The 26626-nt window shown below is 69.5% G+C and carries 29 protein-coding genes; 16 read left to right on the top strand and 13 right to left on the bottom strand.

Annotated elements, in window-relative coordinates; translation table 11 throughout:
* The first annotated feature begins 92 nt into the window (after window positions 1-92).
* Window positions 93-752 carry an NADPH-dependent FMN reductase gene (locus ACIRPT_RS26290; RefSeq protein ID WP_403831190.1) on the top strand — a complete coding sequence of 220 codons (660 nt, stop codon included), beginning with the start codon at window positions 93-95 and terminating at the stop codon, window positions 750-752.
* Between the two features lie 221 nt (window positions 753-973).
* Window positions 974-2581 carry a D-alanyl-D-alanine carboxypeptidase/D-alanyl-D-alanine-endopeptidase gene (gene dacB / locus ACIRPT_RS26285; RefSeq protein ID WP_403831187.1) on the top strand — a complete coding sequence of 536 codons (1608 nt, stop codon included), beginning with the start codon at window positions 974-976 and terminating at the stop codon, window positions 2579-2581.
* 54 nt (window positions 2582-2635) lie between these two features.
* Here the strand turns inward: dacB and ACIRPT_RS26280 are convergent, their stop codons facing one another.
* From ACIRPT_RS26280 to ACIRPT_RS26270, 3 genes are all read right to left on the bottom strand, one after another.
* Complete coding sequence (locus ACIRPT_RS26280) at window positions 2636-3262, bottom strand: GntR family transcriptional regulator (RefSeq protein WP_403831661.1); 627 nt, start codon at window positions 3260-3262, stop codon at window positions 2636-2638.
* A 368-nt stretch (window positions 3263-3630) separates the two neighbouring features.
* Entirely contained in the window at window positions 3631-4317 is a 687-nt protein-coding gene (locus tag ACIRPT_RS26275) for a class F sortase (RefSeq protein ID WP_403831184.1), read from the bottom strand.
* Between the two features lie 135 nt (window positions 4318-4452).
* On the bottom strand, window positions 4453-5340 hold the full coding sequence (locus ACIRPT_RS26270) for a hypothetical protein (RefSeq protein WP_403831183.1): 888 nt from the start codon (window positions 5338-5340) through the stop codon (window positions 4453-4455).
* An 898-nt stretch (window positions 5341-6238) separates the two neighbouring features.
* Between ACIRPT_RS26270 and ACIRPT_RS26265 the strand changes: the two genes are divergently transcribed.
* The 6 genes from ACIRPT_RS26265 (at window position 6239) to ACIRPT_RS26240 (ending at window position 12625) form a co-directional block, all read left to right on the top strand.
* Window positions 6239-7528 carry an ATP-binding protein gene (locus ACIRPT_RS26265; RefSeq protein ID WP_403831180.1) on the top strand — a complete coding sequence of 430 codons (1290 nt, stop codon included), beginning with the start codon at window positions 6239-6241 and terminating at the stop codon, window positions 7526-7528.
* 301 nt (window positions 7529-7829) lie between these two features.
* The gene (locus ACIRPT_RS26260; protein WP_403831177.1) at window positions 7830-8495 is read left to right on the top strand and encodes a hypothetical protein; all 666 of its coding nucleotides are present in this window, start codon (window positions 7830-7832) and stop codon (window positions 8493-8495) included.
* Between the two features lie 248 nt (window positions 8496-8743).
* Window positions 8744-9955 (top strand): cytochrome P450, encoded by a 1212-nt coding sequence (locus ACIRPT_RS26255; RefSeq protein ID WP_403831174.1) that lies wholly within the window; start codon window positions 8744-8746, stop codon window positions 9953-9955.
* 470 nt (window positions 9956-10425) lie between these two features.
* On the top strand, window positions 10426-11550 hold the full coding sequence (locus tag ACIRPT_RS26250; protein ID WP_403831172.1) for a hypothetical protein: 1125 nt from the start codon (window positions 10426-10428) through the stop codon (window positions 11548-11550).
* A 44-nt stretch (window positions 11551-11594) separates the two neighbouring features.
* Window positions 11595-12293, top strand: coding sequence for an aspartate/glutamate racemase family protein (locus tag ACIRPT_RS26245; RefSeq protein ID WP_403831169.1), 699 nt, complete (start codon window positions 11595-11597; stop codon window positions 12291-12293).
* Window positions 12294-12415: 122 nt separating this feature from the next.
* Entirely contained in the window at window positions 12416-12625 is a 210-nt protein-coding gene (locus tag ACIRPT_RS26240; RefSeq protein ID WP_403831167.1) for a hypothetical protein, read from the top strand.
* A 360-nt stretch (window positions 12626-12985) separates the two neighbouring features.
* On the opposite strand, the gene ACIRPT_RS26235 is transcribed toward ACIRPT_RS26240, so the two are convergent.
* Complete coding sequence (locus tag ACIRPT_RS26235) at window positions 12986-13213, bottom strand: DUF6296 family protein (protein WP_403515838.1); 228 nt, start codon at window positions 13211-13213, stop codon at window positions 12986-12988.
* A 297-nt stretch (window positions 13214-13510) separates the two neighbouring features.
* Here ACIRPT_RS26235 and ACIRPT_RS26230 point away from each other — a divergent pair, with 297 nt between their 5' ends.
* The 3 genes from ACIRPT_RS26230 to ACIRPT_RS26220 all read left to right on the top strand — a co-directional run bounded on the left by ACIRPT_RS26230 (window position 13511) and on the right by ACIRPT_RS26220 (window position 15928).
* The gene (locus tag ACIRPT_RS26230; protein WP_403831164.1) at window positions 13511-14830 is read left to right on the top strand and encodes a serine hydrolase domain-containing protein; all 1320 of its coding nucleotides are present in this window, start codon (window positions 13511-13513) and stop codon (window positions 14828-14830) included.
* 218 nt (window positions 14831-15048) lie between these two features.
* The gene (locus ACIRPT_RS26225) at window positions 15049-15426 is read left to right on the top strand and encodes a VOC family protein (protein WP_403515834.1); all 378 of its coding nucleotides are present in this window, start codon (window positions 15049-15051) and stop codon (window positions 15424-15426) included.
* A gap of 346 nt (window positions 15427-15772) precedes the next feature.
* Entirely contained in the window at window positions 15773-15928 is a 156-nt protein-coding gene (locus tag ACIRPT_RS26220) for a hypothetical protein (protein WP_403515832.1), read from the top strand.
* 106 nt (window positions 15929-16034) lie between these two features.
* Here ACIRPT_RS26220 and ACIRPT_RS26215 read toward each other — a convergent pair whose 3' ends face one another.
* The 6 genes from ACIRPT_RS26215 to pqqA are packed head-to-tail and all read right to left on the bottom strand — an operon-like array spanning window position 16035 to window position 20375.
* The gene (locus ACIRPT_RS26215; RefSeq protein ID WP_403831161.1) at window positions 16035-17060 is read right to left on the bottom strand and encodes a chitinase; all 1026 of its coding nucleotides are present in this window, start codon (window positions 17058-17060) and stop codon (window positions 16035-16037) included.
* A complete protein-coding gene (pqqE, locus tag ACIRPT_RS26210) occupies window positions 17057-18223 on the bottom strand; it encodes a pyrroloquinoline quinone biosynthesis protein PqqE (protein ID WP_403831159.1) in 1167 nt (388 codons plus the stop codon). Before pqqE ends, ACIRPT_RS26215 begins: the two co-directional genes overlap by 4 nt.
* Window positions 18224-18279: 56 nt before the next feature.
* Window positions 18280-18540 carry a pyrroloquinoline quinone biosynthesis peptide chaperone PqqD gene (gene pqqD, locus ACIRPT_RS26205; RefSeq protein ID WP_403831156.1) on the bottom strand — a complete coding sequence of 87 codons (261 nt, stop codon included), beginning with the start codon at window positions 18538-18540 and terminating at the stop codon, window positions 18280-18282.
* Window positions 18537-19259, bottom strand: coding sequence for a pyrroloquinoline-quinone synthase PqqC (pqqC, locus tag ACIRPT_RS26200; protein WP_403831658.1), 723 nt, complete (start codon window positions 19257-19259; stop codon window positions 18537-18539). The genes pqqD and pqqC overlap by 4 nt, the downstream gene beginning before the upstream one ends.
* 26 nt (window positions 19260-19285) lie before the next feature.
* Entirely contained in the window at window positions 19286-20209 is a 924-nt protein-coding gene (gene pqqB, locus ACIRPT_RS26195; RefSeq protein WP_403831154.1) for a pyrroloquinoline quinone biosynthesis protein PqqB, read from the bottom strand.
* A gap of 10 nt (window positions 20210-20219) precedes the next feature.
* Complete coding sequence (gene pqqA / locus ACIRPT_RS26190) at window positions 20220-20375, bottom strand: pyrroloquinoline quinone precursor peptide PqqA (protein WP_403515824.1); 156 nt, start codon at window positions 20373-20375, stop codon at window positions 20220-20222.
* Window positions 20376-21189: 814 nt separating this feature from the next.
* On the opposite strand from pqqA, the gene ACIRPT_RS26185 reads away from it, so the two are divergent.
* From ACIRPT_RS26185 to ACIRPT_RS26175, 3 genes are all read left to right on the top strand, one after another.
* Entirely contained in the window at window positions 21190-22290 is a 1101-nt protein-coding gene (locus ACIRPT_RS26185) for a PQQ-dependent sugar dehydrogenase (protein WP_403831152.1), read from the top strand.
* Between the two features lie 204 nt (window positions 22291-22494).
* Window positions 22495-23313, top strand: a complete 819-nt coding sequence (locus ACIRPT_RS26180; RefSeq protein ID WP_403831150.1) for an alpha-ketoglutarate-dependent dioxygenase AlkB family protein — start codon at window positions 22495-22497, stop codon at window positions 23311-23313.
* 53 nt (window positions 23314-23366) lie between these two features.
* Window positions 23367-23594 carry a DUF2277 domain-containing protein gene (locus ACIRPT_RS26175; protein WP_403831148.1) on the top strand — a complete coding sequence of 76 codons (228 nt, stop codon included), beginning with the start codon at window positions 23367-23369 and terminating at the stop codon, window positions 23592-23594.
* Between the two features lie 26 nt (window positions 23595-23620).
* On the opposite strand, the gene ACIRPT_RS26170 is transcribed toward ACIRPT_RS26175, so the two are convergent.
* Both ACIRPT_RS26170 and ACIRPT_RS26165 read right to left on the bottom strand, forming a co-directional pair.
* Window positions 23621-24517 carry an endonuclease/exonuclease/phosphatase family protein gene (locus ACIRPT_RS26170; protein WP_403831656.1) on the bottom strand — a complete coding sequence of 299 codons (897 nt, stop codon included), beginning with the start codon at window positions 24515-24517 and terminating at the stop codon, window positions 23621-23623.
* Between the two features lie 199 nt (window positions 24518-24716).
* Entirely contained in the window at window positions 24717-25334 is a 618-nt protein-coding gene (locus tag ACIRPT_RS26165) for a flavin reductase family protein (RefSeq protein ID WP_403831146.1), read from the bottom strand.
* A gap of 210 nt (window positions 25335-25544) precedes the next feature.
* Between ACIRPT_RS26165 and ACIRPT_RS26160 the strand changes: the two genes are divergently transcribed.
* Both ACIRPT_RS26160 and ACIRPT_RS26155 read left to right on the top strand, forming a co-directional pair.
* Window positions 25545-26246, top strand: a complete 702-nt coding sequence (locus ACIRPT_RS26160) for a recombinase family protein (RefSeq protein ID WP_403831653.1) — start codon at window positions 25545-25547, stop codon at window positions 26244-26246.
* The gene (locus ACIRPT_RS26155) at window positions 26243-26443 is read left to right on the top strand and encodes a hypothetical protein (RefSeq protein WP_403831144.1); all 201 of its coding nucleotides are present in this window, start codon (window positions 26243-26245) and stop codon (window positions 26441-26443) included. The genes ACIRPT_RS26160 and ACIRPT_RS26155 overlap by 4 nt, the downstream gene beginning before the upstream one ends.
* Here ACIRPT_RS26155 and ACIRPT_RS26150 read toward each other — a convergent pair.
* Window positions 26384-26623, bottom strand: coding sequence for a hypothetical protein (locus tag ACIRPT_RS26150; RefSeq protein ID WP_403831685.1), 240 nt, complete (start codon window positions 26621-26623; stop codon window positions 26384-26386). The two genes, ACIRPT_RS26155 and ACIRPT_RS26150, sit on opposite strands and share 60 nt — an antisense overlap.
* Window positions 26624-26626: the final 3 nt, after the last annotated feature.

Below are 26626 nucleotides of genomic sequence, written 5' to 3'. Positions count from 1 at the left end.
CCGCAGCGCCCGTCCTCATGCCCCCATTGCACAGCGCGCGTTCACATGGCCCCTTTGCGCCGCACGCGTTCGCCTGCCGGAAGGACGTCACCATGGCCACAGATGCCCACCCCGGCCCGTTGCGCGTACTGGTCCTCGGTGCGTCTGCGCGGTCCGGGTCGACCAACGCCCGCCTGGCCTCGCTTGTGAGCGGCATGATGGCCGACGCCGGCGCCGAAGTCGATCTGGCCTCGATGCGGGAATTCGACATGCCGCTGTACGACGGTGACAGGGAGACCGAGCACGGCATCCCGGACGGCGCGCTGGCCCTGCGCGACCGGCTCGAGTGGTGCGACGCTTTTGCGCTCTCCTCCCCCGAGTACAACGCCTCCGTTCCGGGAGTGGTGAAGAACGCGATCGACTGGGTCTCGCGCGTGCGGCCCCAGCCGTTCAAGACCAAGCATGCACTGCTGCTCTCCGCCTCTCCCTCCTTGGTGGGCGGGAACCGCGGGCTGTGGGCGCTCAGAGTTCCGCTGGAGCACCTCGGCACCCGTGTCTACCCCGACATGTTCAGCCTTCCCGCGGCCCACCAGGGCTTCACCGAAGACGGGCAGTTGACCGACGCCGGGCTGCACCAGCGTCTACGGGAGACGGTCAGGGCCTTTCTGAGTCTTGTCGAAGCCGATGCCCGCTACGTCTGTCTGCAGCGCCGGTGGTACGAGTTCCTGGGGGACCGCACCGAATCCTCTGTGACGCAGCGGGCGGAGGACTGAGCCACCGTCCCCCGCGGGCCGCTGCGCTGGGGCGTTTGGGGGACCTCGGCGAGGTGCTGCGCGGATGCGGCGGTGCTGAGCAGTACGTTCTGACGACGGCGCAGGGCGGTGCGTACTTCGGCGTGCGTGCCTCGGTGTGCGTGCCTGACGGTGCGTACGCGGCGGGGAGCGACACCGGACGCGAGGGCACTGGGCGCAAGGGCAGGATCGGTGGAGTGCGCATGTCATCACTCGTGATGCGGCGGAGGGTCCGGCGGCGTGTGGCCTGCGCCCTGGGCCTGCTGCTGGCCGTCGGCGCCGTCGTGGGCGGCCTGGTCCAGGCGACGCCGTCGCCGTCGCGGGACGACCTCGATCCGCGCATCTCGTCGATCATGCGGAAACCGGAGTACCGGCACGCCCAGTGGGGGCTGCTCCAACAGGACCCGGACCATGGCGAGGTGGTGCGGTCGCGCAATGCGGACCAGTTCTTCATCCCGGGGTCGTCGGCCAAGCTCTTCAGCGTCAGCGGCACATGGCACACCCTTGGCGGCGACCACCGCTTCGTCACTCCGGTCCACGCAGTCGGCCGGCGCCGGGGCACGACGCTCGACGGCGATCTCGACCTGGTCGCGCAGGGTGATCTGACCCTCGGCGGACGCACGCGCAAGAACGGCACCGTTGCCTACACCAACCTCGATCACACCTACGCCAACGACATCCCAGGAGCCACCCTCACCCCGCAGAATCCGCTGGCCGGCATCGATCAGCTGGCCCGGCAGGTGCGCGACGCGGGAATCGAGCGGGTCGACGGTGATGTGGTCGTCGATGCCCGGCTGTTCCGGCCCGATCCGGTGCTCGATCCGACGCCCACCCCACTGATCATCAACGACAACCTCATCGACCTGCTGACCTCCCCCGGCGCCGCTCCGGGCGCGCCCGCCCGCCTGGAGTGGCGTCCGAAGGTGGCGCCGTACCAGGTCACGAGCGCCGTACGCACCGTCGCCGCGGGCAAGCCGTCCGACATCGACGTCGCCGTCTCCCCCGGCGGCACCCGTATCCGGCTGTCCGGCACCATCGCCGCCGACGCCCGCCCCGTCCTGCGGACGGCCGATGTCAAGGACCCGAACGCCTTTGGCCGGACGGCCCTGATCGAGGCGCTCCGGCGGGCCGGGGTCGAGGTCCGCGCGTCCACGACCGGCCCCAACCCGGTCGGTCAGCTGCCGGATTCGTATGCGGGCTCGCCCGCGGTGGCCCGGTACGCCTCCCCTTCGTACGCCAAGTACGCCGAGCTCATCCTCAAGGTCAGTCACAACCTCGGGGCGAACCTCGGGATCTGTCTGATGGCCACGCATTCAGGAAGCTCGCAGTGTGCGGACGGATTCCCGGTGCTCGCCAAGTTTCTGAACGGCGCGAAGGTGGACCGCAAGGCCGTCCAGCTCGCCGACGGCCGGGGCGGAAACCCGGTCGACCGGGCCACACCACGGGCCCTGGCAGAGATCCTGACGTACTGGCAGCGCACTCCCGACGCGGAGCGTTTCCGCAGGTCACTGCCGATTTTGGGCATCGACGGCACATTGGCGGATTCCTGCCGTCACTGCCCGGCGCGCGGCAAGGTCTTCGCCAAGACCGGCACCGTGGCGGGCGGTGACGCGCTCAACGACCGGCTGGCCGTCGGTGCCGAGACCGCGGCCGGCTATCTGGAGACGCGGAAGGGGAACTTCGCGGTGTTCTTCGCCGGAGTGAATGGCGCCTCGGCGCCCGGCACCGGCATCAAGGGCGTGCTGAACATCGGGAACGATGTGGCGGACGTCGCCGCTTCTCTTCAGCAGAGTGGTGCCGGGCGGGGGTGACCGGTGGGCGCCGGGAGGGCAGGGGCCCGGTGGCGTCGGGCGGACCGGCCCTTGCTACGCGGACAGCAGGATGCGTTGGGTGGACTGGATGTGCCTGTCGATCGCCGCGCAGGCCGCGGCGACATCGCCGGCCTCCAGGCGATCGAGGATCTGCCGGTGTTCGGCCAGCACCGCGTCCTGACACTTGCCCGAGCGGTACGGCGCGAGGACGCCGGCCCGGATCTGGCGGCTGCGCAGCGCGTCATACTGGCGGCTCATCAGGGCGCTGCCGACGGCGTCGACGAGGGTGGCGTGGAAGCGGTGACCGGCGGCGAGAAATTCCTTGGTGGATTCCTCGCCGCGCAGTGTTTCCTGGTGGTTAAGGAGGGCGGCCATCGCCGAGACCGGGGCCGATCCTTGGGTCGTCGTACGCTCGGCGGCGAAGCGCTCGATCAGGCCGCGCATTTCCATCAATTCGCCGATGTCGCGCCCCGAAAGCGGAGCGATATGCGCGCCGCGCTTGGGAACCAGCCGTACCAAGTCCTCGGCGGCGAGCAGGAGCAGGGCTTCCCGGATCGGGGTGCGTGAGATACCGATCCGGTCCGCGAGGTCCTGTTCGGAGAGGAAGCGGTCCTGCATCTCAGGGTCGGTCAGGATGATGTCTTTGAGATAGGCGTAGGCCTTCTCCCGCCCTGACTGCATCGTTTTTCCCATGGCGTCGTCCATCGTTTTATCCATCGCGATTCCCACCGCTCCCCGCTGATTCCCCGCTGATTTTCTCCGCCGATTTCCGTGCGGATTTCCCGTCGCACCAGACGGTGCACCTGCGATGCGCGGCGCGGTGCACAGAGCGGTACCCGTCAAGGGGGGCCGGCCGCCGCGAATTCCGCATACGAGTTGTATGCAGGTGCATGCAGAAGCTACCACGATGGGAGGGCGGGCCGGGCCACGGGTACCCGCCGCGAACTCCCCGCCGCGAAGGGGCGATCGGCGCGCTGCCGAGGGGACGGCGGCCGGTCCTCCGGGTACGGGCCCTCACCCGAAGAGACCGGCCCCCGTCCCGTACGGAATTACTTACGGGCTGTCGCGGCGAGATGCGCGAACACCACGACGTTGGACTCGTAGTCCTTGGCGGCCCTGTTGTACGCGCCACCGCAGGTGATCACGCGCAGCTGCGCGTCCGGGGTGTCGGCGTACACCCGGTCGTTGGGGAACTGCGCCTTGCTGAACGTCTCGACGGCGTCGACCTTGAATGTCGCCACGATGCCGTCAGCGCGCGTGATGTCGATCTTGCTGCCCTTCTTGAGCGAGCTGAGCTGCATGAACACGGCCGGGCCGGTCTTGGTGTCGACATGGCCCGCGACGATCGAGGCGCCGCGCTCACCGGGCGTCGCGCCGCCCTGGAACCAGCCGACCAGGTTCTTGTTCTCTCCGGGCGGCGCATTCAGCTGCCCGCTCGCGCCGATCGACAGCGGAGTGAAGGGCGCGTCGACGGCGATCTCGGGAATCATGAGCCGCTTGGGAACGGACTGGGGAAGTGCGGGGATGCTTCGGGCTGCGGCGCCGGGTCTGGCTGCGGCGGCCGCCCCGGGACGGGACTGCTGGGGCTTGGGGTCCGCTGGCGTGTCTATGGAGTTGTAGACGAGCAGGGTCCCCAGAAGGAACGCCCCGGCGGGCCACATCAGCCGACGGCTGAAGAGGCCGGACCCGGGCGCGATCCGGGGTGAGTTCGGCTGGGACGGCTGCTGGTGGGCCATGGAGCGCTGCCTTTCGAGAGGGAACGGGCGTTGGCTGGAGGGGCGATCGGCGGCAACGGCAGTCGTCGCGGCCACCGTCCATCTGCGACGGTGGCCGCGACGGCACAGCGAACTGTGTCGGGCGACGCAGCTGGATCAGGCTGAAGCGCTCCCCGACGCGTTACGGCGACGGAGCACGTAGACCCCGGCACCGAGACCGCCGAGCATCAGCACCGAACCGGCGGCCAGGCTGCTGCCGGAGAGGGCCATGCCCCCACCACCGGTGTGGACGCCACCGGTCGGCCGGTCGCCGCCACCGCCACCGCGGCCGTGGTCGCCACCGCGGCCGTAGCCGCCACCACCGTGGTCTCCGCCACGGCCGTGGTCTCCGCCACGGCCGTGGTCGCCACCGTCGTGGCCGCCGCCGCGACCGTGGTCACGGCCACCGCCACCGCCGCCGCGACCGTGGTCGCGACCGCCGTAGCCACCGCCGTCGCCGCCGCCCCAGTCCTCGGTGAAGACCTTGGCCATGGCGCCGCCACCGGTGTTCACGCCACCGGCCGGCCGGTTGACGCCGCCGTTTCCGCCGCGGCCGTAGCCGCCACCGTCGTGGCCGCCACCGCGACCGTGGTCACGGCCTCCGTCACGGCCGTGGTCCCGGCCGCCGTCACGGCCGCCACCGTCACGGCCGCCACCGTCGCGGCCACCGCCGCGGCCGTGGTCACGACCGCCCCAGCCACCGCCGTCGCCGCCACCCTCGGTGACGACCTTCGACATGGCGCCGCCACCGGTGTTCACGCCACCGGCCGGCCGGTTGACGCCGCCGTTTCCACCGCGGCCGTAGCCGCCACCGTCGTGGCCGCCACCGCGGCCGTGGTCACGGCCTCCACGGCCGTGGTCGTTGTCGCCGCGCCCGTTGTGGTCACGGCTGCTGGAGTGTCCACCGTCGTCGCCCACCACAGTGATGGCCTGGGCGGCAGGAGTAGTGATGGCCAGGACCGCGGTGACGGCGGCCGAGGCAAACAGGGTGCGAGCTGTGCGCATGGAGACATGTCCTTTCACATCGCTCCTACGAAGGCCGACTCGTCATCGGCTCACGGGACGCAGCAGCGACGTGATCAACGTCAGCCAGATCGCGGCTCGGCACCACCGGAGAGCGCCGCATTCGGGGTACAACGTCCGCTCTTCGGGTGGCCGAGGCCCCATTTGTCACCCGTTCGACGGTGTGCCCCTTCGGCGTGTCGCGGCGTCGAGGGTGTAGCGGGCCTCCCGGATGGCGGACATGAGCGGCAGGGCCCGCCGCGCCGTCGCGGTGCGTGAGCGGCGGAGGGCCGGAAGGGCGGGGGGGGGGAGGGGTGGACGGGAGGGCTGCAGGGCGACCGGGCGGGGGGCAGGGGGCTTGGCGGCGCGGCAGGGGATGGGGGGTGCCGGCGGGCGGCCGGGTGCGGCGGGTGAGGGGCGGACGGTTGGCGGAGGGGATACGAGCCTCACGCCACACCGGGGCACTCCGCAACTTCCAGATACAGAGCGGTAGTTGATGATTCGCGTACCCTGTCAGCGCCGCCAACTCGCTTGACCTGTAAGGGCATCAAGGTCGACAGTCCTCCCGAAACTCGGCCCGGCGTCTCGGCATCCATCGAAAAATCTCGGGCGAAGGGGACGAGATCGACGGGATCGGACACCTCGGCGAGCCGACCGACAGAGGCGCCAAATAGTTGGATAGCGGGCAACAAAGATTTTCCGCTGATCCCCTCCCATCTCCCCCCATGCCCTCGCGACGAACTGAGCGCCCAGAGCGCCGTCAGTGCCCCCTCGGCAAGGCTCGGACCTGGCTACATACGGAACGTAGCGATTGCCGCTCCGGTTTGTGCAAGGTGGAGCGGGCCCCCATCCAGCACCGCCCCTAGCCTCGCTGCAACATCACCAACGAGGGGCGGTACCGGTGAACTGGCTCATCCACGACTACCGCGAGAACGATCTCGCTGCCGTGGTCCACCTGATCGACTCCACGGCCGAACTCGGGCAGGAGTCGGTGTTCTCGCTCGCCGAGTGCATCAGCGCGCTGAGTTCCCGGCAGCCCGCCGTGGTGGCCGTCCACCAGGGCGTGCCCATCGGGACGGCGCTCGCCTGCGTGGCGGGCGAGCGGGGCTGGGTGATGCGGATCGCCATCTCGTCGGCCTGGCGTGGTCGTGGGCTGGCGAGTGCGCTGCTGGTGGAGCTGGAGCGGCGGCTGATTGCCGCGCGGGTGAGCCGTATCGCGTACGTACTGCCCGAGGAGGACCTCCTGGGCGAGGGGCTGCTGAACGCGGGCTATACGCGGCAGCCCGCCGTGGCCTACTTCGAGAAGGTCGAACCTCACCACGGCCCCGCGGCCAGCCTGCTGGACGACCTCGGCGGGCGATTCCTGCCCGCCGACCTGTGGGCCAAGGTGGCCGGCATGGAGGCGGAGAAGGACCTGATAGAACGGCGTGTCGTGCTGCCGCTGGCGGAGCCGGAGCGGGCTGCCAGGCACGGCGTACGACCGCCTCGGGCCATCGCCCTGTTCGGCCCTCCAGGGACGGGGAAGACCACGTTCGCGCGGGGTATCGCGGCCAAGCTCGGCTGGCCGTTCGTCGAGCTGCTGCCGTCCCGGCTCGCCGACGAGGGCAACCTCGCGGCGGCCCTGCGCAGCGCGTTCGCCCGGATCGCGGAGCTGGAACGGGTGCTCGTCTTCATCGATGAGGTCGAGGAGATCGCTCCGGTGCGCGCCGAGCCGGCGCAGCCCGGCGGGCTGCACGGCGTCACCAACGAACTCCTCAAGCTCATACCGGGGTTCCGTGAGCGGGACGAACGGCTGCTGGTGTGTGCGACCAACTCCATCCGCTCGCTCGACCCGGCCTTCCTCCGCCCCGGCCGGTTCGACTACCTGATCCCCATCGGTACGCCGGACGAGGCCGCCCGTTCGGCGATCTGGTCCCGTTACACGGACGGCCGGGCCGATGTCGATGTGCCGGCACTGGTGGCGGCCAGCGAGCTGTTCACCCCGGCCGATATCGAGCATGCCGCCCGGGTGGCCGCCCAGGCTTCGTTCGAGCGGGACCTGGAGTCGATCGGCCTCGGGGCGGGCAACCAGAGCCGGCTCGGGGCGAGCACCGAGGACTATCTCGCCGCCATTTCCCAGTGCCGGCCGACCGTTACGCCTGCGATGGTCGACGAGTTCGCGGCGGACATCACTGCTCACGCGCGCTGCTGACGGGGCGGATGTTCGACGGAAGTTCCGCGGCGGTCGGCCGTTTCGGTACGCCACCGAGCGGCAGGGGCGGGCGGCGAGAGGCCGACGCCCCTGTCCGCACGGGGCGGTCCACCGCGCGCCCAGAACCCAGCGCCGTCGACGGCAGCCGGTGCCGGTAGTCCGCTCATCAACGGGCCTGCATTGACCGGGAATTGGCATCCGCGGACAACTTCGGCCCCCCGTTGAATCGGGCCGCAGCTCCTCTCCGTACTGGGCGGTATCGGACCCGAGCCAAGGGTTCCCTCAAGGACAGGAGTTGCGCGTGTCCCGAAAGAGAAGAATCGGCCGGGGGAAGAAGATAGTCATCTTCGTGAGTTCCGCGGCGTTGGTCGGCGGCATCGCCGTCGCCATGACAGGTACCAGCCAGGCATCGGTGCTGTGCGACGGACTGGCCACCGCACTGAGCAACAACCAGAAGTTCGTCGCCGCCCAGCAGGCCAATCCGGACGCCCAGTCAGCCGCCCGGATCGCCAACCGTAACGAGGTGATCGCACAGATCCAGGCCCGTCAGAAGGCCGCCGGATGCACCGACGGCGGGGACGGTGATGCGGCTCCGGCGCCCGCCACCCCTTCATCACCCGGATCAACGGAACCATCCGCATCGGCATCGGGACCGGCATCCCCCTCCGCAACGGCATCCGCAACGGCTTCCGCGTCCGCACCAGCGGATCCGCCCTCCTCCGACGTCGTCTGCCCCGGCTCGACGGTCACCGTTTCCGGCGAGGGAGGCGCCCCGGCGGCGTCGAGCAATCAATTCCCCACGGGTACCAAGTTGAAGGTGACGAACCTGGACAACAACAAGTCGGCGACCGTGTCCGTCACTTCGACCTCGGGCAGCTGCGTGCTCCTCAACAACGCTGCCTTCGAGCAGGTACGTGAGCCCGGGAAATTCCTTATCCGCCGTGCCCGGATCGAGCGCGTCGGGTAGGCCGGCGGCACCACGGGCGTGGGGCCGGGCGGCACGATCGCGCGGCCCCACGCTGGCCGGGGGCCCGGGGCCCGGGGCCCGGGGCCTTTCCAGGGTGCGGTCCGGGTCCGGCTCCTCCCATCGGCTGATGCCTGGGCACACGACACCTGCGTACGGTGACGGGGACGGTGAAAGTACAGAGCCGGGCTTCGGGCCGTCGAAGTGTCGAAGCCTCGAATACCAGTGGCCGGAAAAACGCAGGGGGACATATGCCTGAGACTTCGGAAGTCATCGACCTGGGTGCGTACGGACCGGACTTCATCGCAGATCCCTACCCCTACTACGCCAAGCTGCGTGCTCAGGGTCCCGTACACCGTGCCCGGACGCCCGAAGGCCAGGAGGTGTGGCTGGTCGTCGGCCACGAAGCGGTCCGGGGCGTGCTCAGCGATTCGCGGTTCGGCAAGGACTGGCGCGCTGCCGGGCTGGTGAGCGAAACCGAGGATTCGCCGCTGTTCACCAACATGCTGGATACGGATCCGCCGCACCACACCCGGCTGCGAAAGCTGGTGGCCAAGGAGTTCACCTCGCGCCGCGTCGAAGCGCTGCGGCCCCGCGTGCAACGGATCACCGACGAGCTGCTCGACGCGATGCTGGCCACCCCGGACGGACGTGCCGACCTGGTCGACGCGCTGGCGTTCCCCTTGCCCATGACAGTCATCTGCGAACTGATCGGCGTCCCGGCGATGGACCGGGACGCCTTTCGCGCCTGGTCCCACGAGATCATCGCGCCGACCGGCCCGGAGGCCGCGCTGAGCGCCACCCAGGCAATGGCCGAATACCTCATCGGTCTCATCGAGCACAAGCGAAGCGCCCCCGGTGACGACCTGCTCAGCGCCCTGATCCGGACGAGCGACGAGGACGGCGACCGGCTCTCCCGCGACGAATTGGTCGGCATGGCCTTCCTGCTGCTGGTCGCCGGCCATGAGACGACCGTCAGCCTGATCTCCAACGGGGTCCACGCGCTGCTCGAGCATCCCGCCCAACTGGCCGCCCTGCGCGCCGACGGCTCCCTCCTCAACAACGCCGTGGAGGAGATGCTGCGGTACGACGGCCCGGTGGAGACGGCCACCTGGCGCTTCACCTCGGAGCCGGTCGAGATCGGCGGCACGGTCATCCCCGCCAGGAACCCCGTACTGGTCGTCCTGGCCTCCGCCTCGCGCGACCCCGAACGCTTCGCTGACGCCGATGACTTCGACATCACCCGCGAGCCCCGCGGCCACGTGGCCTTCGGCCACGGCATCCACTTCTGCCTCGGTGCCCCACTGGCCCGTCTGGAGGCACGAATCGCCATCGGCGCCCTCTTGGACCGCTGCCCCGACCTCGCGCTGGACTGCGATCCGAAGGCTCTTACCTGGCGCTCCGGACTGCTCATCCGGGGCGCGGAGCGGCTACCGATTCGCTGGAAGAGCGAGCCGCAATAACGTCCCGCTCCGGCCCCGAGCGGCCTCGCCCCGTACCTGTCCGCACGTACCCGCCCACGCCCTCCGCGCAGCTCCGCCGCGCCAACGCCGCATAGCTGGCAGCCGGACCACCCCTTCAGCCGGCGCAACAGACCGGCCGATTCCCGTACTTCGTCCGGGCCGCCTACCTCACCTACCTCGTCCGCCCCGCCGGTTCGTGTCACCGCGCCCCCTTCGCCCCCGTCCGCTTCTCAGATCGGCACGGCCACAAGCACCTCACGGAAGAACCGACCGTAGAGCCCAAGACCATCGGATATATGCGGGTACACCGGGCAATACCCGTCGACTGTCAGACCCTCGCGCGACACTGGGATGGACCACACAGAAAACAGTCAGAAAGCAGCGCAGAGACGGGGGAAATGACGATGGCGACACCGAATCGGACACCGGCGTCAACGCCGAGGCCGAGGCCGACGCCGACGCCTGGATCGATGCAGACATTGTTCGCCGGGGAAGTACAGGTCTCGTACTGGCAGCTTTACGTGGAGAGCGACGCGGAACCGATCTGCGGGGACCTCTACGCGGCTTTCGCCGGGCAGGTCAACGGGCTCTGCGGCGCCGCGGTGCCCGGCGGGCTGTTCCTGTCCACGGGACTGCACTCCGGCCACGTCGGTTTCACCGTCGAACTCCATGCAACGGCGCCGGAGTTCTCGGCGGAATGGGACGACATCGTCGAGGTCTCCTTCCGTCCTGCCTCGCCGCATGTGGCGCTGGTGCAGTGGGCCGGTGCAGCTTCCTGGGCACTGGACCTCGACGAGATCGACTACCGCGTCCGCTATTGCGGCACCGGCATGGACGAGGGACGAGCGCGCGACACGCTCTTGGAGGGGGAGCCCCAAGTGGAGCGCCGCCTCCTCCAGTTCTGGCCCGCTCCCGCCGCGGCGGACCGGGTGATACGGCAGACGAGTAAGACCGCCGAAGCCTCGCACGCATGGGCCCGGGCGCTTCCCTCGCCGCCCACTGGCGAGGAGCGCGCGGAAGCCGAGCGCCTGGCCGCCACACTGGCGCACGAGCGCGAGGCGGCGGAGGCCCACCGTCGCGCCGACGAGGAGGCCTGGCAGGGACGGCTGCCGAGCGACCGGCTACGGCACGTGGGCGGCAACATACGGGGCATGGTGCAGCTCGACCGCCTCCTTGTGGACGAGGTCGACGGGGCGGGGCCGCATACGCAGCGTGCGATAGCGCGCTGGACCGCACGGCGCGCGTACACAGTGGCGGGCCTGGCGGAAATCGACTGGATAGCACCGGCTTTGGACGCACTCGACGCGGGATACTCCCTGCCGCCGCCGTTCGACGACTGGGACGACGTATGGCGGCGCCTCGTCAACGATCCCCAGGTGCCGGATACGGTCGTGATCTCGATGGACGGGACGCATCGCACTATCTCGCAACAGGCGGCCGCGATGCCCGCCATCTTCGATGCCAAGGAGGACGATCCCCTGCAGGGCGCACTGGATGCGCTGTACGCGGCGGCGGTCACGTTCGGCCGCCGCTATCCGGCCCTGTTCGATGAGGTCCGGCGCACCTTCCCGGAGCTGGTCGGCCCGGCGAAATAGGGCCCGGCCAGGGCCAGTCGGAAGGAATGTGCGAGAGTGGCTCGATGCGGACTATTGGGTTGCTCGGCGGCATGAGCTGGGAGTCGACGGCGGAGTACTACCGGCTGCTGAACGAGCTGACGCGCGAGCGTCTGGGCGGCCTCCACTCCTCGCGATGTGTGCTGTACTCCGTCGATTTCGCCGAGATCGAAAGGCTGCAGGCCGAGGGACGCTGGGACGAGGCGGCCGAGGTCCTGGCCGGGGCCGCCCGGGCCCTGGAGGCCGCGGGCGCGGACATGCTGCTGATCTGTACCAACACCATGCACAAGGTCGCCGACGAGGTGTCCGCAGCGGTCTCCATCCCGCTGCTGCACCTCGCCGACACCACAGCGGACGCCGTCCGCGCGAATGGCCTCCGCCGCGTGGGGCTGCTGGGTACCGCCTTCACCATGGAGCAGGACTTCTACCGCGGCCGGCTCGCCTCGCACGGCCTTGAGGTACTCGTGCCGGATGCCGCCGGTCGCAGCACCGTCCACCAGGTGATCTACGAGGAGCTCTGCGTCGGGATCGTCCGGCAGGAGTCCCGCGAGGCGTACCAGGCCATCATCAAGGACCTGGTCGCCGCCGGGGCCGAAGGCATCGTGCTCGGCTGCACCGAGATCGAGCTGCTGATCAGCGCTGACGACAGCCCGGTCCCCGTCTTCCCGACCACCCGCCTGCATGCCGAAGCGGCGGTCCGCCGGGCCCTGGCCGACGCGCCGTAAGCCGCCCGGCTCAGGCACCGGTGACCGCCGGCTCGCGCAACCGCTCCCACCCACCCTGCGCACAGCGCGATAAATCCCGCGCGGGGACCGAGGTTTGAACTCACGCCGGGTACTCTGACGTGGTGTCGCACACCGAGTTAGAACGACTGGCCAAGATCCGGATGCAGATCACCGGAGAGACGCTGGAACGCGCCATGGCAGTACTCGAAGGACACGCCACCGAACCCGAGCCGGAGCCGGAGACGACGGACGAGCCCGGCGAGCGGTCCGCCGCCGAACGGCCGGCCGACGAGGAAGAGCCCCGGCCCCGGCCCCACCTCCGGAGCCTGTAGCGGCCGGTCACCCACGCCCGGCCGCGGCGGCGCCCCGGCTTCCGTGACACTGAGTGCCGGGCGCCGGTTGCACCCGGGGCCATGATCGCGAGCCCCCCGCCGCCTCCCATCCCCGCCCCGCCCCGCCCCGGCAGGAACGCTCCACCCGCCCCCGGCTCGCCCCCTGGCCACTCCTCCCCTGGCTTCGCATCCGCTCGCTTCGCACCCGCTCGCTTCGTACTACCGCCGCTAATTCTGCGCCGCCCCTCATGGCGAACGACGAGCGCCGCCCCGCGCGCCGGCGCAGCCCGTCACCGGACCCCGGCATCGCCGCAGGCACCGGCGGACCGAGCCTGGCAGGCGGCGGTTTGCGGACTCGCCCTAGCTCAGCGGCCGCGCCAGCAGCGGCGTCCGCGGCGCTTGGTGTCCTCCGCTGGCGATCATCCGAACCTCGCCCCGGTCACTGATCTCCGCGCGTACGATCCCCGATTCATCTTCGTAGACCGGATACCCGCCCGCTCCCGCCCGCTCGGTTCGCCGGACGACCACCACATCGTCTTCCACGGCGAGAGCCTGAAATACCAGCTCATAGAGTTCCGGGTAATCCATCGGGGCCTCCCGAAATAACTCTGCAGGCGTCCGCGGCGCCCCTCCTGCTCGCCTGCCTGGTCCGCCGCCGCGCCTCTGCTATTCCATCGTCACTCACACAGGCCCGCCGCGCCTCAGGAGGGAGCGCGGCGAAACCAGCGATTCGGGCCACGCCGGCGACGATAAACCTGACATTTGTCATCTGGACTTGGGATCAAGGTAGTTCCGTGGGTTGATGGCGCGCTGCCGCCCCGCCGCCACAATCGAGATCTACGAAGATCGAATGCCTGCCACAGGCCTTGAACCAATGGAGCCACCATGCCTGTTGCCCACCCGAACCGCCGCCGCACGCGGCTCGCCGGGACGGCCGCGGCCGCCTTATTCGCGCTGACGATCCCCGCGGCCTCGGCGGTCCCGGCCTCCGCGGCCCCGGCCTCCGCAATGTCGGTCAGCGATGCCCCCGCGGCACCGGCCACCGGCCGGACCGCAATCGACCGCGCGGCCCTGGACAGGACGCTCACGGCGATCCATGCCGCCGGGATGTACGGCGCCTACTCTGCGGTGCGTGACGGCTCCGCGCAGTGGCAGGGCGCCGCAGGACTCGCCGACGTCGGCACCGGACGAGCCACCACCCCGCGGATGGAACACCGCATCGGCAGCATCACCAAGACCTTCACCTCGGTCGCCGTGCTGCAGCAGGTGGGGAAGGGACGCATCGACCTCGACGCGCCGATAGGGCGCTATCTGCCCGCCCTCGTCACCGGAGACCGCGGCCGGGCCATCACCGTCAGAATGCTGCTCAATCACACCAGCGGGATCGGCGAATACACCAGCTCGATCTTCCCCACAAAGGAAAGCCTGGAAGACAACCGCTTCCATCACTTCGATCCCGAGGACCTGGCCAGGCTGGGGCTGAAGGCGGCACCCCTGGGCAAACCAGGCCAGGCACATCACTATTCCAACACCAACTACGCCATCGCCGGACTCCTGCTGCGAAAGGTCACCGGCACATCCCCCGAGAAGTACATCACCGAACACGTCATCCGTAAGGCCGGCCTGCGGCACACCTACTTCCCGAATTCGCCGTACCTCACGAAACCGCACGCGAAGATGTACGAAGCCTTCTATGGAGCCTTCGACCCGCCCCGTGACTTCAGCGTCTACAACGTCTCCTGGGCCGGGACGGCCGGAGCGCTGGTTTCGACCATGCCCGACCTGAACCGCTTCTACGGCGCGTTGCTGGGCGGCAAGCTTCTGGCCCCCACCCAACTGCAACAGATGAAGACCACGGTGCCGATCGAAGGCAGCACCGCACGCTACGGCCTGGGCCTGCTCAGCGCGAAACTTCCCTGCGGAGAATTCTGGGGACACAACGGCATGGTGCTCGGGGCAATGACCTGGTCACTGTCGAGCGCCGACGGCCGCCATCAAATATCCCTCGGTGCCAATTTGACTCACTATCAAAAGCTCGATGGGAACGGCCAACCCAAGCCCGATCCGATCGACACCGCCATGAGCATCCATATCGCTCGGGCCTTGTGCGGGACGGAGGGAGTCACTCAGCCGGGGACACCGCACAACAGCCTGCCGCAGCTCCGTGCTCAGGAGGGCTTCGCCCTGCCGACGGCCCGACCGTAATCGGGTGGCCCGGTTCCAAGCGGGCCCCCCTCGTGGACGTAGGCCCCGCCCCCGTGCGCTGTCACAGGGGCGGGGCGGGTCCGAGTAGCGCCAGCAGCTCGGATAGTTACGGGGACCACGGTACGGGGGACCACTGACAACGGCGGTCGAAGCAGGGGACGGTCAGGGTCCCGGGCCGCAGCAGGCGGCTGCGGCGTGGCATGACGAGGGGAAGGGTGATGGCCGAGAGACCTCGGTTCTCGCTGGCAACGGTGACGGTGGACTGTGCGGACGCCCATGCGCTCGCGGACTTCTATCGGCGGCTTCTGGGATGGGAGGTGAAAGCCAGCGAACCGGACTGGGTGCTGCTCAGGCCGCCGGAGGCCCATACGGGGCTCTCGTTCCAGTCGGAGCCGGGATATCGGCCCCCGGTGTGGCCGGAACGGGCGGAGGAGCAACAGAAGATGCTCCATCTCGACATTCGGGTCGACGACCTCGAGGAGGCCGGGGCGTATGCGGTCGCGTTGGGTGCGACGCGGGCGGAGGTCCAGCCGCAGGACGACGTCCACGTCTTCTTCGACCCCGCAGGACACCCGTTCTGCCTGTTCCTGAACTGACGGATGGTTGGCCGCCCACCAGCGGCCCGTCGGAGTTCCGGCCGATGTCTCCGCTGGCGTTCCCCCCATTCCCCCCTGCCGTCCCGCTCACGACCCATGGGGGCCATACGGGTGGATCGACGAACCGGAAGTTCAGCGAACGCGGAGCGTGTGGGACTGGACACATGCAGAGAGCGAGGTGCCGGCTGGCCCCCGATGGTCCTTGCTGGTCAGAGAGTTGGGGTGGCGGAGGGGCGGGGGCAGGAGGGGGGCGAGGGGCGCACAGAGGGGCGCACGCGGTGATGAATTGTCAGTGACTGCCCCTAGCATGTCTCACATGTCCCCAACTCCTTCTCCCCCTCCAGGGGTGCCCGTTCGCGCGTCCGAGGCCAATGAATCGATCCGGCGATTTGTGCGCACCCGGCACGGATTGGCGTGGACGGCGCAGGACATGGCGGAGTATGCGGTGCTGCTGGAGATCTGGACGACGGCGGTGCGTGCAGAGGTGGTGGAGGCGGCGTAGGCCTCGTCCGTCAACGGGAGCGCCTGCCCAGGGCGGCGCTCCCGCGACACAGGTGTCCTGCGCCCACGACGCAAGTGCCCTACGCCACCCCGTACTCACCCCGTACTCACCCCGTGTATTTGACGACGATCTTCGTGAACGCATAGGGCGCCTGCGACACTCCGCTGCAGCTGTCGCCGTCGTCACCGGAGCCACAGCGGCGGTCGCGGTTGACCGACCAGAAGGCGAAGCGGGCGAGGTGGTGCTGCCGGGCGTAGTCGAGGATCGTCCCGAAGTCCGCGAGGGTGACGGTCTCGTCGGCCTCGTCGGTCTTGCCGTTCATCGAGGAGACGCCGATCCGGCGGTAGGCGTCTCCGTCCCCGAACCCGTATGCGTTCTTGACCGCGGACTTGAGGCCTTCCAGTGCGCTGATGGTGGCCTGCCCCATGGTCCCGCTGTGGCCGCCGAAATCGAAGGGCATGACGACCCAGCCATCGTTGTCCAGTCCTGCCGCCGCGCCCTTCTTGATGAGGTCCTTGCCGTTGGCGTCGGGGCCGTTCGGGGTGGTGCCCATGGTGATGTAGGTGATGATGCCCGGATTCCTGGTCTTGACGATCTTCAGGGCGTCGATCACGCGCTTGCGGACCGTGGCGTTGGTGAATTCGGTGTTCTCGATATCGATATCGAGTGCCTTGAGGTGGTACGCGTCGATCACCTTCTGGTACGCCCCGGCGAGCGTGGCGGCGCTGCCGCATTTCTCACCGAGTTTGGCGCCGCTCCAGCCACCGGCCGAGATGACCACATCGCCGCCCTTGGCGCGTATCGCTTTGATGGCCGCCTCATCGCTGCCGCCGGTCAGCGCCCGGCTGCCGTCCCACTTCGGGTTGCAGCCGCCGTCGGAAAGGATGAAGGCCAGCGTGAACCACTTGGTTCCGGTCGCCGCCATCACCTCCGTGGGCTTCTGGGGGTTGCCCCAACCCAGGTATTCGTACGGCGCGGCGGCCATCGGGACGGCCGCCCGGAGCGCATCGGCGGAGCCGGGGACGGGGGCGGGGGCCGCGCCGGCGGCCGCCGTGGCTCCGCCGCTGCAGAGCACCAGTGTGGCGGTGCAGAACGCGATCGACAGGGGGCGCGGGGGGTGCGGTCGGGTCATGAGGTGGCTTCTTTCCGGGGCTCGTGGGGTGGGTGTAGTGGTGCGGCTTGGGGGCGTGGGGTGCGGGCGGGGCGGGTGGGCCTGCGCGGCTGACCGAGTCCATGGGCGGCCGGATCGGGCGGGGCGTCCACGAGGTCGCGGAGGAGGTGGTGGTCCGGGGAGAGCCGGCAGGCGGGATCGGTGGCCGCCGCGTCGCCGGTGATCGCGAACGCCTGGCAGCGGCAGCCGCCGAAGTCGTGTGCGCGCAGATCGCAGCTGCGGCATGGCTCGCGCATCCACTCGGTGCCCCGGTAGCGGGCGAACGCCCGGGAGTGGTTCCAGATCCATTCCAGGTCGCGGTCTCGGACATTGGGCACGTCGAGCCCAGGGATCGTCGCGGCCGCCGGGCAGGGCAGGACCGTGCCGTCGGGGGTGAGGGTGAGCGAGACGGCGCCCCAGCCGCCCATGCAGGGCTTGGCGTTGCCGTCGAAGTAGTCCGGCACGACCCAGACCACCTCGATCCGTTCGCCGGCCAGCTCAGCACGTCGGCGCCGTACGGTCCGCGCCGCCTCGTCGAGCTGCCGGCGGGAGGGAAGCAGCGCGGCGCGGTTGCGCAACGCCCAGCCGTAGAACTGGGTGTTGGCGAGTTCGATACGGTCCGCGCCCCAGGCAGGGGCGAGGTCGATGAGCGCGTCCAGGGCGTCGAGGTTGTGCCGGTGCAGGACGACATTGAGGCCGAGCGGCAGGCCGGCGGCCCGGACCAGTGCGGCGGCCCGTTCCTTGGCGGCGAAGGAACGGCGGCCGGCGATCAGGTCGGAGGCGGCCGACTCGGCGTGCTGGACGGACAGCTGTACGCTGCGCAGCCCGGCGTCCATGAGCCGATCGAGCCGCGTCCTGCTGAGGCCGACGCCGCTGGTGACGAGTTGGGTGTGGATCCCGGCGGCGTCGGCGGCCGCGACGATCGCCGTCAGGTCCGGGCGCAGCAGCGGCTCACCGCCGGACAGATGCGCGCTGACCACACCCAGATCGGCCGCCTGGCGAAGCGCCACCGCCCACTGCGATGCCGTCAACTCCTCTGATCTACGGGTGAGTTCGAGTGGGTTGGAACAGTACGAGCAATGCAGCGGGCAGCCATGGGTGAGCTCGGCGAGCAACGCCCAGGGGCGGGCCGGCGGGGAGGACACGGCGGGAACGGAGGCCACGGGGGACGCAGAGGGAACGGAACGCGGGGAAGGGCCGGTCACCTCAGCCAGCCCTCCTCCCGCATCCGGTCGAGAAACTCCGGCACCTCGTCCGCCACCGGCGCTCCCGGGTACCGCCTCGCCAACTCACGGACAATTTCCGGCACTTCACGCTTCCCGTCGCACCATCGCAGTACGGCTCCCGCGCTGCCCTCGAGGACCACGACGCGCTCGGGCAACAGCAGCAGGTCGGCCCCGCGCACCCGGTCGTGGCGGAGATGGACCGCGGGCGCGAGTACGGGCCGCCACCGCGCCGTCACCGCGGCGCTCCCGACGGCCGCTCCCCCAGTTCCACCGCGTCCAGCAGCGCCCACAGCACCTGGCACTTGAAGGTCAGAGCGGCGACCGCCAGCTCCTGCTCGCTCTCCGTACGCGCCCAGTCGAGGACCAGCGCCAGCGCTTCCTTGCTGTCCCGCCGCCCCTGACTCTGCCGGCCGCGGAAGTAGGCCAGCCCTTCGGCGTCGATCCAGCGGTAGTACCGCTCGAAGGCGTCGACCCTGGTGCGCATGATGTCCGGGGCGGACAGCTCGGTGAGCGAGGCGGCGACCGCCTCCAGCGGGGAGCGCAGCCGGCAGAAGTTGACGTAGCCGTCGACGGCGAGCCGTACACCGGGCAGCACGCCCGTCTCGTCCTTCAGCAGCTCGCGGTCGAGCCCGGCCGCCTCACCGAGCCGCAGCCAGCGCTCGATGCCGCCTTCCCCCGGCTTCCGACCGTCGTGGTCCTCGATCCGACGCAGCCACATCCGGCGCAGTTCCGGCGTGGGCAGCTTCGCCGTGATCAAGGCGTCCTTGACGGGGATATGGCGCTGGTAGTGGAAGCGGTTGCGGATCCAGCGGCGCAGTTCGTCCGGCGTCAATTCCCCTTGATGCATACGGATGTTGAAGGGATGTCGGTCGTGATAGCTGTCGCGCGCCACGGCTCGTAGTCGCTCCTCGAACGGCGCGCTCGACGACGCCTTCGACAACGGGCTCGACGGCATGCTCGGCCGCTCGTCGAACGGCAGGCTCATAGGGCGATCTCCATCCCTTCCGCGGCCACCGCGAGCCCCATTTCGGCCATCGTTCTGTGCTGCGACGCGTCGGGGTCGACGAGGGGGTTGGTGTTGTTGAGGTGGGTGTAGAAACAGCGGGCGGTGAGCGGGGCGAGGCGCCGGGCGGTGCCGTTGGGGCCGTCGATGGGCAGATGCCCCATGCCGGTGGCCGTACGGGGGCAAATTCCGCTGCGGCGCGGCTCTTCGTCATCCCAGAAGGTGCCGTCGATCAGGGCGCAGTCGGCGCCTCCGAGCGCCTCCTGGAACGCATCCGGCCAGGCAGCGAGCGCGGGCGCGTAGACGGCGGTGCCGCCGGTGCGGCGGTCGTGGAGGCGGAGGGCGATCACCCAGGGGTCGACGTTCCGGGGCGCGCCGGAACCGCCCGCCGTGCCGGCTCCATTGGCCGCGTACCGGGGCCGCTTGTCCGAGACCGGTACGGCGCTGATCACGACATCGGAGCCGTCACACAGCGGCACCGGCACGGGGCCCAATTCCCGCCACTCGAGCTCGGCGTACGGCGTGAGGAGGCCGTCCAGGCGGGCCCGGTCGCATAACGCGGAGCGGACCGGGGCGGTGGCGAGCACCTCGATACGGTCGCCCTCGCGGAGCCGGGCGATGCCGAGGGTGTGGTCGAGTTCGGCGTCGGTGAGCACCAGGCCGGCCACGGGGGTCCGGCGTCCCAGGGGGCGCGGGTGCAGGGCCGGCGTGCTCTCGATCTGGTCGGCGAGGTCGGGGGTGGCATTGATCAGATACCAGTGATCGTCGTCGGCTCGTACGGCGAGCGAGGCATGGCGTCGGCGCCGGGCGGGATGGGCGCGCGCCCCGGAACACCCGGGGCACGCGCAATTCCACTGGGGCACTCCGCCTCCCGCCGCGGTGCCCAGCACCTGCAGCAGCATGGCGGGGCGGTCAGCGAGCGGTCAGGGAATAGGCGGTGACCTCGAGTGCGGTCTCGATCACCGTGTAGTCCGGGGTCTGCCAGGCGGCCTGGTCGCCGCTCGGGGTGGCGAGCGGGTGCTGGGGGATCTCGGGGGTGCGGGGGGCGTGTTCCGTGGCGTCGTTCATCAGGGGCCGGCCTTTCGTGGATGTCTGTGGGGGTCCTTGGATGCGTGGGGATGGCTGGGATGCCTGGAAATGTCTGTGACTGCGCGGGGGGGGTGGGCCGCGGGGGCTCGGTGGCCGAGTGCACCCGTGGCTTTCGTGGATCACGTGGACGGTGCTCCGCCGACCATCGCTCAACTACCGCTAATCGGGCAGTACTTGCCGCACTACGGCAGACCCGCATCGCTCGCGCTCGCGCCGCGAGGGAAGCGGCCGCGGTCCGCACGCCAACGGTCCCAGTGGGCGCCGGCCGTCGGCGGTTCATCGACCACGTTGCACGGTGCTGTGCGGTGCGGTGCTGCGTTGTGTCGCTCTGCAGAATCCTCAGCCGCAGGGCCCAGGTCAATGGGGCAGAACAAAAATGCTCCGACCTATAACGCGACAGCGGCGCACCGATCGGAACTCCCTCACCCGCAATTCCCCAGCTCGCCGCGGATGTACGCCCGGTGCACATCCAAGCGAAAGATCTTGCACCCGCAACTCCCGTCAGCGGAACCGGAGATACCTCCCATCTCCCACCCCTTGACCGGTCGTCTTGAGCGCAGTACTTTCCCGCCATCAGAGAGACAGACAGGAAACTTTCCTATCAGCTCCCCGTCGGCTTTCCTATCAGCTTCTCCGCCGACTTCCCAGCAGCCTCGCTCCGCTTTCAGCCATCCGCTCCCCCATCAGCCCGGCGCCGCTGATGCCCACCCGAGGGCACACCCCGTCACGCCTTCTGCTCCTTCTGGCCCTTCTAACCCTTCTAACCCTTCTGGCCCGTCTGACCGGAGACCCCATGCGCATCCGCACCAGAGCCGCACGTCACGCCGCGCTCGCCGTGGCCGCCGCCTCCGCCCTCGCCGCCGGATTTCTCGCCGCATCCGCCGGTACGGGTGACGCCGCCACGGCAGCCGCCGGCCCCGCCTCCGTACCCGGCACGCCCAGGACTGTCTCATCGGGCTGGTCCATCCCCTGGGGCCTGAGCTGGCTTCCCAACGGATCCGCCCTGATCACCGAGCGCGACGCGTTCACCGTCTCCACTCTCGCCCAGGACGGCACGAAGAAGCAGGTCGGCAAGGTCCCCGACGTGGTCACCACGGGCGGTGAGGGCGGGCTGCTGAGCATCGCCGTATCGCCGTCCTGGAAGACGGATCATTACGTGTACGTGATGCACACGGCCGCGGAAGGCAACCGCATCGCCCGGATGACCTTCGACGGCACCAGGCTCAGCGGCTACAAGGTGTTGGTCGACGGCATCAAGAAGAACAAGTACCACAACGGCGGGCGCATCAAATTCGGCCCCGACGGATTGCTGTACGCCACCACGGGCGAGGCGCAGACCCCGGATCTCGCGCAGGACAAGAAGTCGCTGAACGGCAAGATTCTGCGCATGACACCCGACGGCAGGCCGGCCCCCGGCAACCCGTTCCACTCCCTGGTCTACTCCTACGGCCACCGCAACCCGCAGGGCATCACCTGGGATGCACAAGGGCGTCTGTGGGAGGGCGAGTTGGGGGACAGCAAGTACGACGAGCTCAATCTCATCGAACCCGGCAAGAACTACGGCTGGCCCGAGTGTGAGGGCAACTGCTCCACCGAGGGAATGACCAACCCCAAGCGCCAGTGGCCGGTCAAGGATGCCTCGCCCAGTGCGGTCGCATACGCCGACGGGGCGATCTACATGGCGGCACTGCGCGGCGAACGCCTGTGGCGCATTCCCGTCGACGGCACCACCACGGGCACCCCCAAGGCGTACTACACCAACGACTACGGGCGGCTGCGCACGGTCGAGTCCGTGCCCGGCAGGAATTCCCTGTGGCTGACTACGACGAATGCGGACAACAACGGGGGCGGCGGCGCCGGCTCCGACAAGGTGTTCCAGATCGATCTGAAGTAAGCGGGCGGGCGCCATCGGGCACTGTGGGGCGCTGTAGGGCCCGGTGGGCGGCGAGATATGGCCGACGACCGTCGCCCGCCGACCGCCCCGCCTCCGCGGCACGCCTCTCCGTGGCACGCTGAAGAGAGCGGCGACCCAGCGGCTGCACAGCGGCGGCCGGACAGCCGACGAGCGGGCGAGACAACGAGGCAGGTCGAGGAGCACATGAGCACGCCACTTCCCGGCTTCGAAGACTTCGAGGCATCTGAGGGCCTTGGGGGCTTCGGGGACGTCGGGGACGTCGAAAGGCCCGGGGCGCTCACCGGACCGCCGAGGCCCACCGATCTCCCCAGCGGGGGAATATCCGACGCCGCCCACTCCTCACCGTCCCACACCCAGGAACAACGCCCCCGCCGCGTGCTCGCCCCCGGTGCCGTCCACGTCCCCGGCTGGCTGAGCCTGGACCGGCAGCGCGAACTGGTCGCCGCCTGCCGGGACTGGGCGCGCGGCCCGGCGCCGATCCGGCACACGAAGCTCCCCCGGGGCGGCGTGATGTCCGTCCAGACGGTGTGCATCGGCTGGCACTGGCAGCCGTACGCCTATACGCGTACCGCCGACGACGTCAATGGCGCCCGGGTCGCCGAATTCCCGGACTGGATGGTCAAGTTGGGGCGTCGGGCACTGGTCGACGCGTACCAGGACGCGGCCGCCGGCGACGACTACACGCCCGACACCGCGCTGATCAACTTCTATGACGCCCAGGCGAAACTGGGCATGCACCAGGACAAGGAAGAACGCTCGGGGGCACCGGTCGTCTCCCTCAGCATCGGCGACACCTGCGTCTTCCGGTTCGGCAATACGCAGACGCGCACCAAGCCGTACACCGACATCGAGCTGGCCTCCGGCGACCTGTTTGTCTTCGGCGGGCCGTCGCGCTTCGCGTACCACGGGGTGCCCAAGGTCCGGCCGGGCACCTGCGACCCGGCATCCGGTCTGACCAGCGGCCGCCTCAACATCACGATGCGGGTCACCGGGCTCAGCTGAACCGCTCCCGCGGTCTCGGCCCGCACCCGGGGCCCAGGAGGCAGACTGGACTCATGTGCCGCAGCATCAAGACCCTCCGCCCGCCCATCACGCCCGAGGTCACCGACGAGGACATCCGGGCCGCGGCCTTGCAGTACGTCCGCAAGGTCTCCGGCTTCCGGGCGCCGGCCGCACACAACCGCGAGGTGTTCGAGCGCGCGGTGGACGCCGTGGCGGCCGCCACGCAGGACCTCCTGGACAACCTCCAGGTCCGTGGCTCGGCGGCCGCCCACCAGCCCTGAGCGCCAGGCTCGCGGACCCGGTCGGCTCACCAGTCCAGCAACGCCTGCACCGGAAGGTGATCGCTCGGGAACTGCCCGTGCTGGGAGAACGTATTGATCGTGGCGCGCCGCGTCCGCACGCCCGCCGAGGTGAGGATCCAGTCGATCCGGTCCCCGTCCGGCACCAGAGGCCGGTACCCATGGAACGTCGCGTACTGCGGGCTTCGTTCCTCGGCCGTGTCCCAGCTGTCGACGAGCGTCCCGCCGCCCAGCATCGCCTCGTACACGGGATTCTTGTGCGCCGCGACATTGAAGTCGCCCGTGACGATCCGGGGCAGTGCGGGCTCGAGCGCCCCCAGCCGCTCGAGGATCAGCGTGGCGGACCTCTCCCTCGAGTACTGATGCGCATGATCGAGGTGGGTGTTGCAGGCGTAGAACTCGCCGCCCGTCCGCAGGTCCCGGAACCGGACCCAGGTCGCCATCCGGATGACGGTGTTCCCCCAGGTCGCCGACCCGATCAGATACGGAGTGTCGGACAGCCAGAAATGGTCGTACTCCACCGGCGCGAGCCGCCGCGCATCATAGAAAATCGCCGCGAACTCATCCCTGCTCCCACCACCCCGCCCCGTGCCCACCCAGTCGTAGCGTGGACCGAGATCCTCCGCGATGTCGCGCAGCTGCCCGTAGAGCCCCTCCTGGGTCCCGAGCAGCTGCGGGGCCTCGCGCCGCAGCAGCGACCGCATCACGGGGCGTCGCTCGGCCCAGGAATTCGGCCGGCTGTCGGAGGCGTACCGCAGGTTGAAGGTCATCACCCGCAGCCCCCTCCCCCGCCCCCGTTCGGCGGCGGCGGCCTCGCTTCCGCCTCCGTACGCCACCGCCGGCACGGCGACGGCCCCGGCGGCCGCCGCCCGCAGAGCAGACCGCCGGCTGAACGCCGCCACCACGGAACGCACGGCGGACGCCGCCTCCGCACTGGAGTCAGACACCCGCTCCAGGGACTCACGGGGGACGGGAACAAGGTCGTTCACAGCGACTCCATTCGTCCATCGCGCCGGCCGACGCCGACGCCGTCACCGCAGAGTCTCGAACACCTCCATCAGCCGGAAGCACCCCCGAAGCGAACCGACGGAAAACCTCCCCCGCTCAGCTCCGCCCGGCGGGCCCCTGCCAGTCCGCATGCCGGATCCGGGATATCTCCCGCAAGCCGGCGACCGTGCCCCATTCATCCTTGCCCAGCCGCGACAACGGCCGCAGCTTCGCGATCTCAGGATGCCCGTCGACCAGCACATCGTCCGCCACCACGGCATGCACCACCCGCCCGAACACCACCGTGGAATCCCCGATCCCGAGCGTGCTGTGCACCTCGCATTCCAGCGCCACGGGCGAGTCCGCCACCCGCGGCGGCTTCACCCGCACACTCGGCTCGGAAGCGATTCCCGCCGCCTCGAACTCACTCACACCATGCGGAAAGTCCGTGCCACTGTCATTGATCTGCCGGTCCATCCCCTCCGACGAAAAATTCACCACGAACTGCCCCGTGGCTTCGACATTCCGCAGCGTGTCCTTCCGCCCCACCGAGCTGAACTGCACCACGGGCGGCGCCACACTGGCGATGCTGAAGAAGGAATGCGGGGCTAGGTTCGCAGCCCCGTCGGCGGAAATGGTGGACACCCAGGCGATCGGCCGCGGCACCACCACCGCGGTCAGCAGCTTGTAGAACTCGTTGCGGGACATCTCAGCGGGGTCAAAGTCGATACGCATGGTGATCAGTATCCACACGGGCGGCCGCGGATCCTACGGCGGATCCACGGCGCCACCAAGCCCCTGAGTTCGACGGAAAGTGCCTGGTATCGGAGCCACCGAGCACCAGGAGCCGAACCGTCGTGACAACCGCAGCCCCCGCCACCGTCTGGGAGGACTTCGACGTCCCCGCTTACGCCCGCGGCGGACAGGTCACCCTCAACCTCTACGATCACCTGGCCGCCTACGCGCCCAAGCGACCCGGCACGTATCTCCTCCGACCGCTTCGGCCTCGAAGCCGGCGTCGACCGCCAGCTCGAAGATGCCGAGGACTCACGGGCCCGTCTTCGCTGGGGCCCATTCGCCAAGATCTACAAAGAGAACGACACCTCGGCCTTCAAGAAGCGCAAGATCGCCAAAGCTGACGGCTCGGTCGATTGGACGGTGCTGCGCCCCGAGTTCCGCCAACTGCTCGCCGACCTCGTGCACGGCGTGATCGACGGCGTCATCTTCTACGGCCTCGATCGCCTCGTCCGCCAGCCACTGGACCTCGAAGACCTCATCGACATCGTCGAGTACGTCAAGCACCCGGAAACCGGGGCCACCGGCGGCCGTATGAACTTGATCAACGACAGCGACCGCCATATGGCTCGAATGATGTGCGTGATGGCACTCAAGTCCTCCGAGGACACCGCCCGCCGCGTCGCCCGCCAGCACCTCTCCGCCGCCCAGAACGGCCTTGCCCAGGGCCGTATCGCCTACGGCTGGGTCCGCAGGGGGGAACACAAGGGCCAACTCATTCCAGAAGAGGTCGGCGTGGTCACCCGGATCTTCCAGGACTTCATGGTGGGGGAATCGGCATACAGCATCGCCAGGACGTTCAACGTCGAAGGGTCACGCCACCGGCCGCGCGCACCTGGTCGTCCACAATGATCGCGAAAATGCTCCGAAATCCACGCTACGCGGGCATGGTCTCCTACGCGGGCAAGCACCGGGTTGAAGCTGCGACGGCCGGGGACGGCTGGTCCCTGGTCGGGTTGTCTGCACGAAGCCGGCCTGAGCGAAGAGGACTACTTCACCATGCTCTCGGCCCTCAACCGGCCAGCCGACGCGCTCACGGCCCGCCTTGAGGACATGCTCAGTGCCAGGCCTGTGCCACGCTCGCCCGTGGCTTCGGCACCGACCAGCTGCGCCAGCTCGTCCACGGTCAGCTCGATCCGTCTGCCATCGGCCATGCGGGCCCGGCCCAAGGACGCAGCCTCCGCATCATCAACCGCCTCGGCGTACGTACGGATCTCTTCGCTCTCCAACCC

The organism is Streptomyces sp. NPDC101227, from assembly GCF_044767545.1.
Lineage (GTDB): Bacteria > Actinomycetota > Actinomycetes > Streptomycetales > Streptomycetaceae > Streptomyces.
Note: the sequence above shows the minus strand (reverse complement) of the source record. Positions and strands in the feature narration are given on the sequence as shown.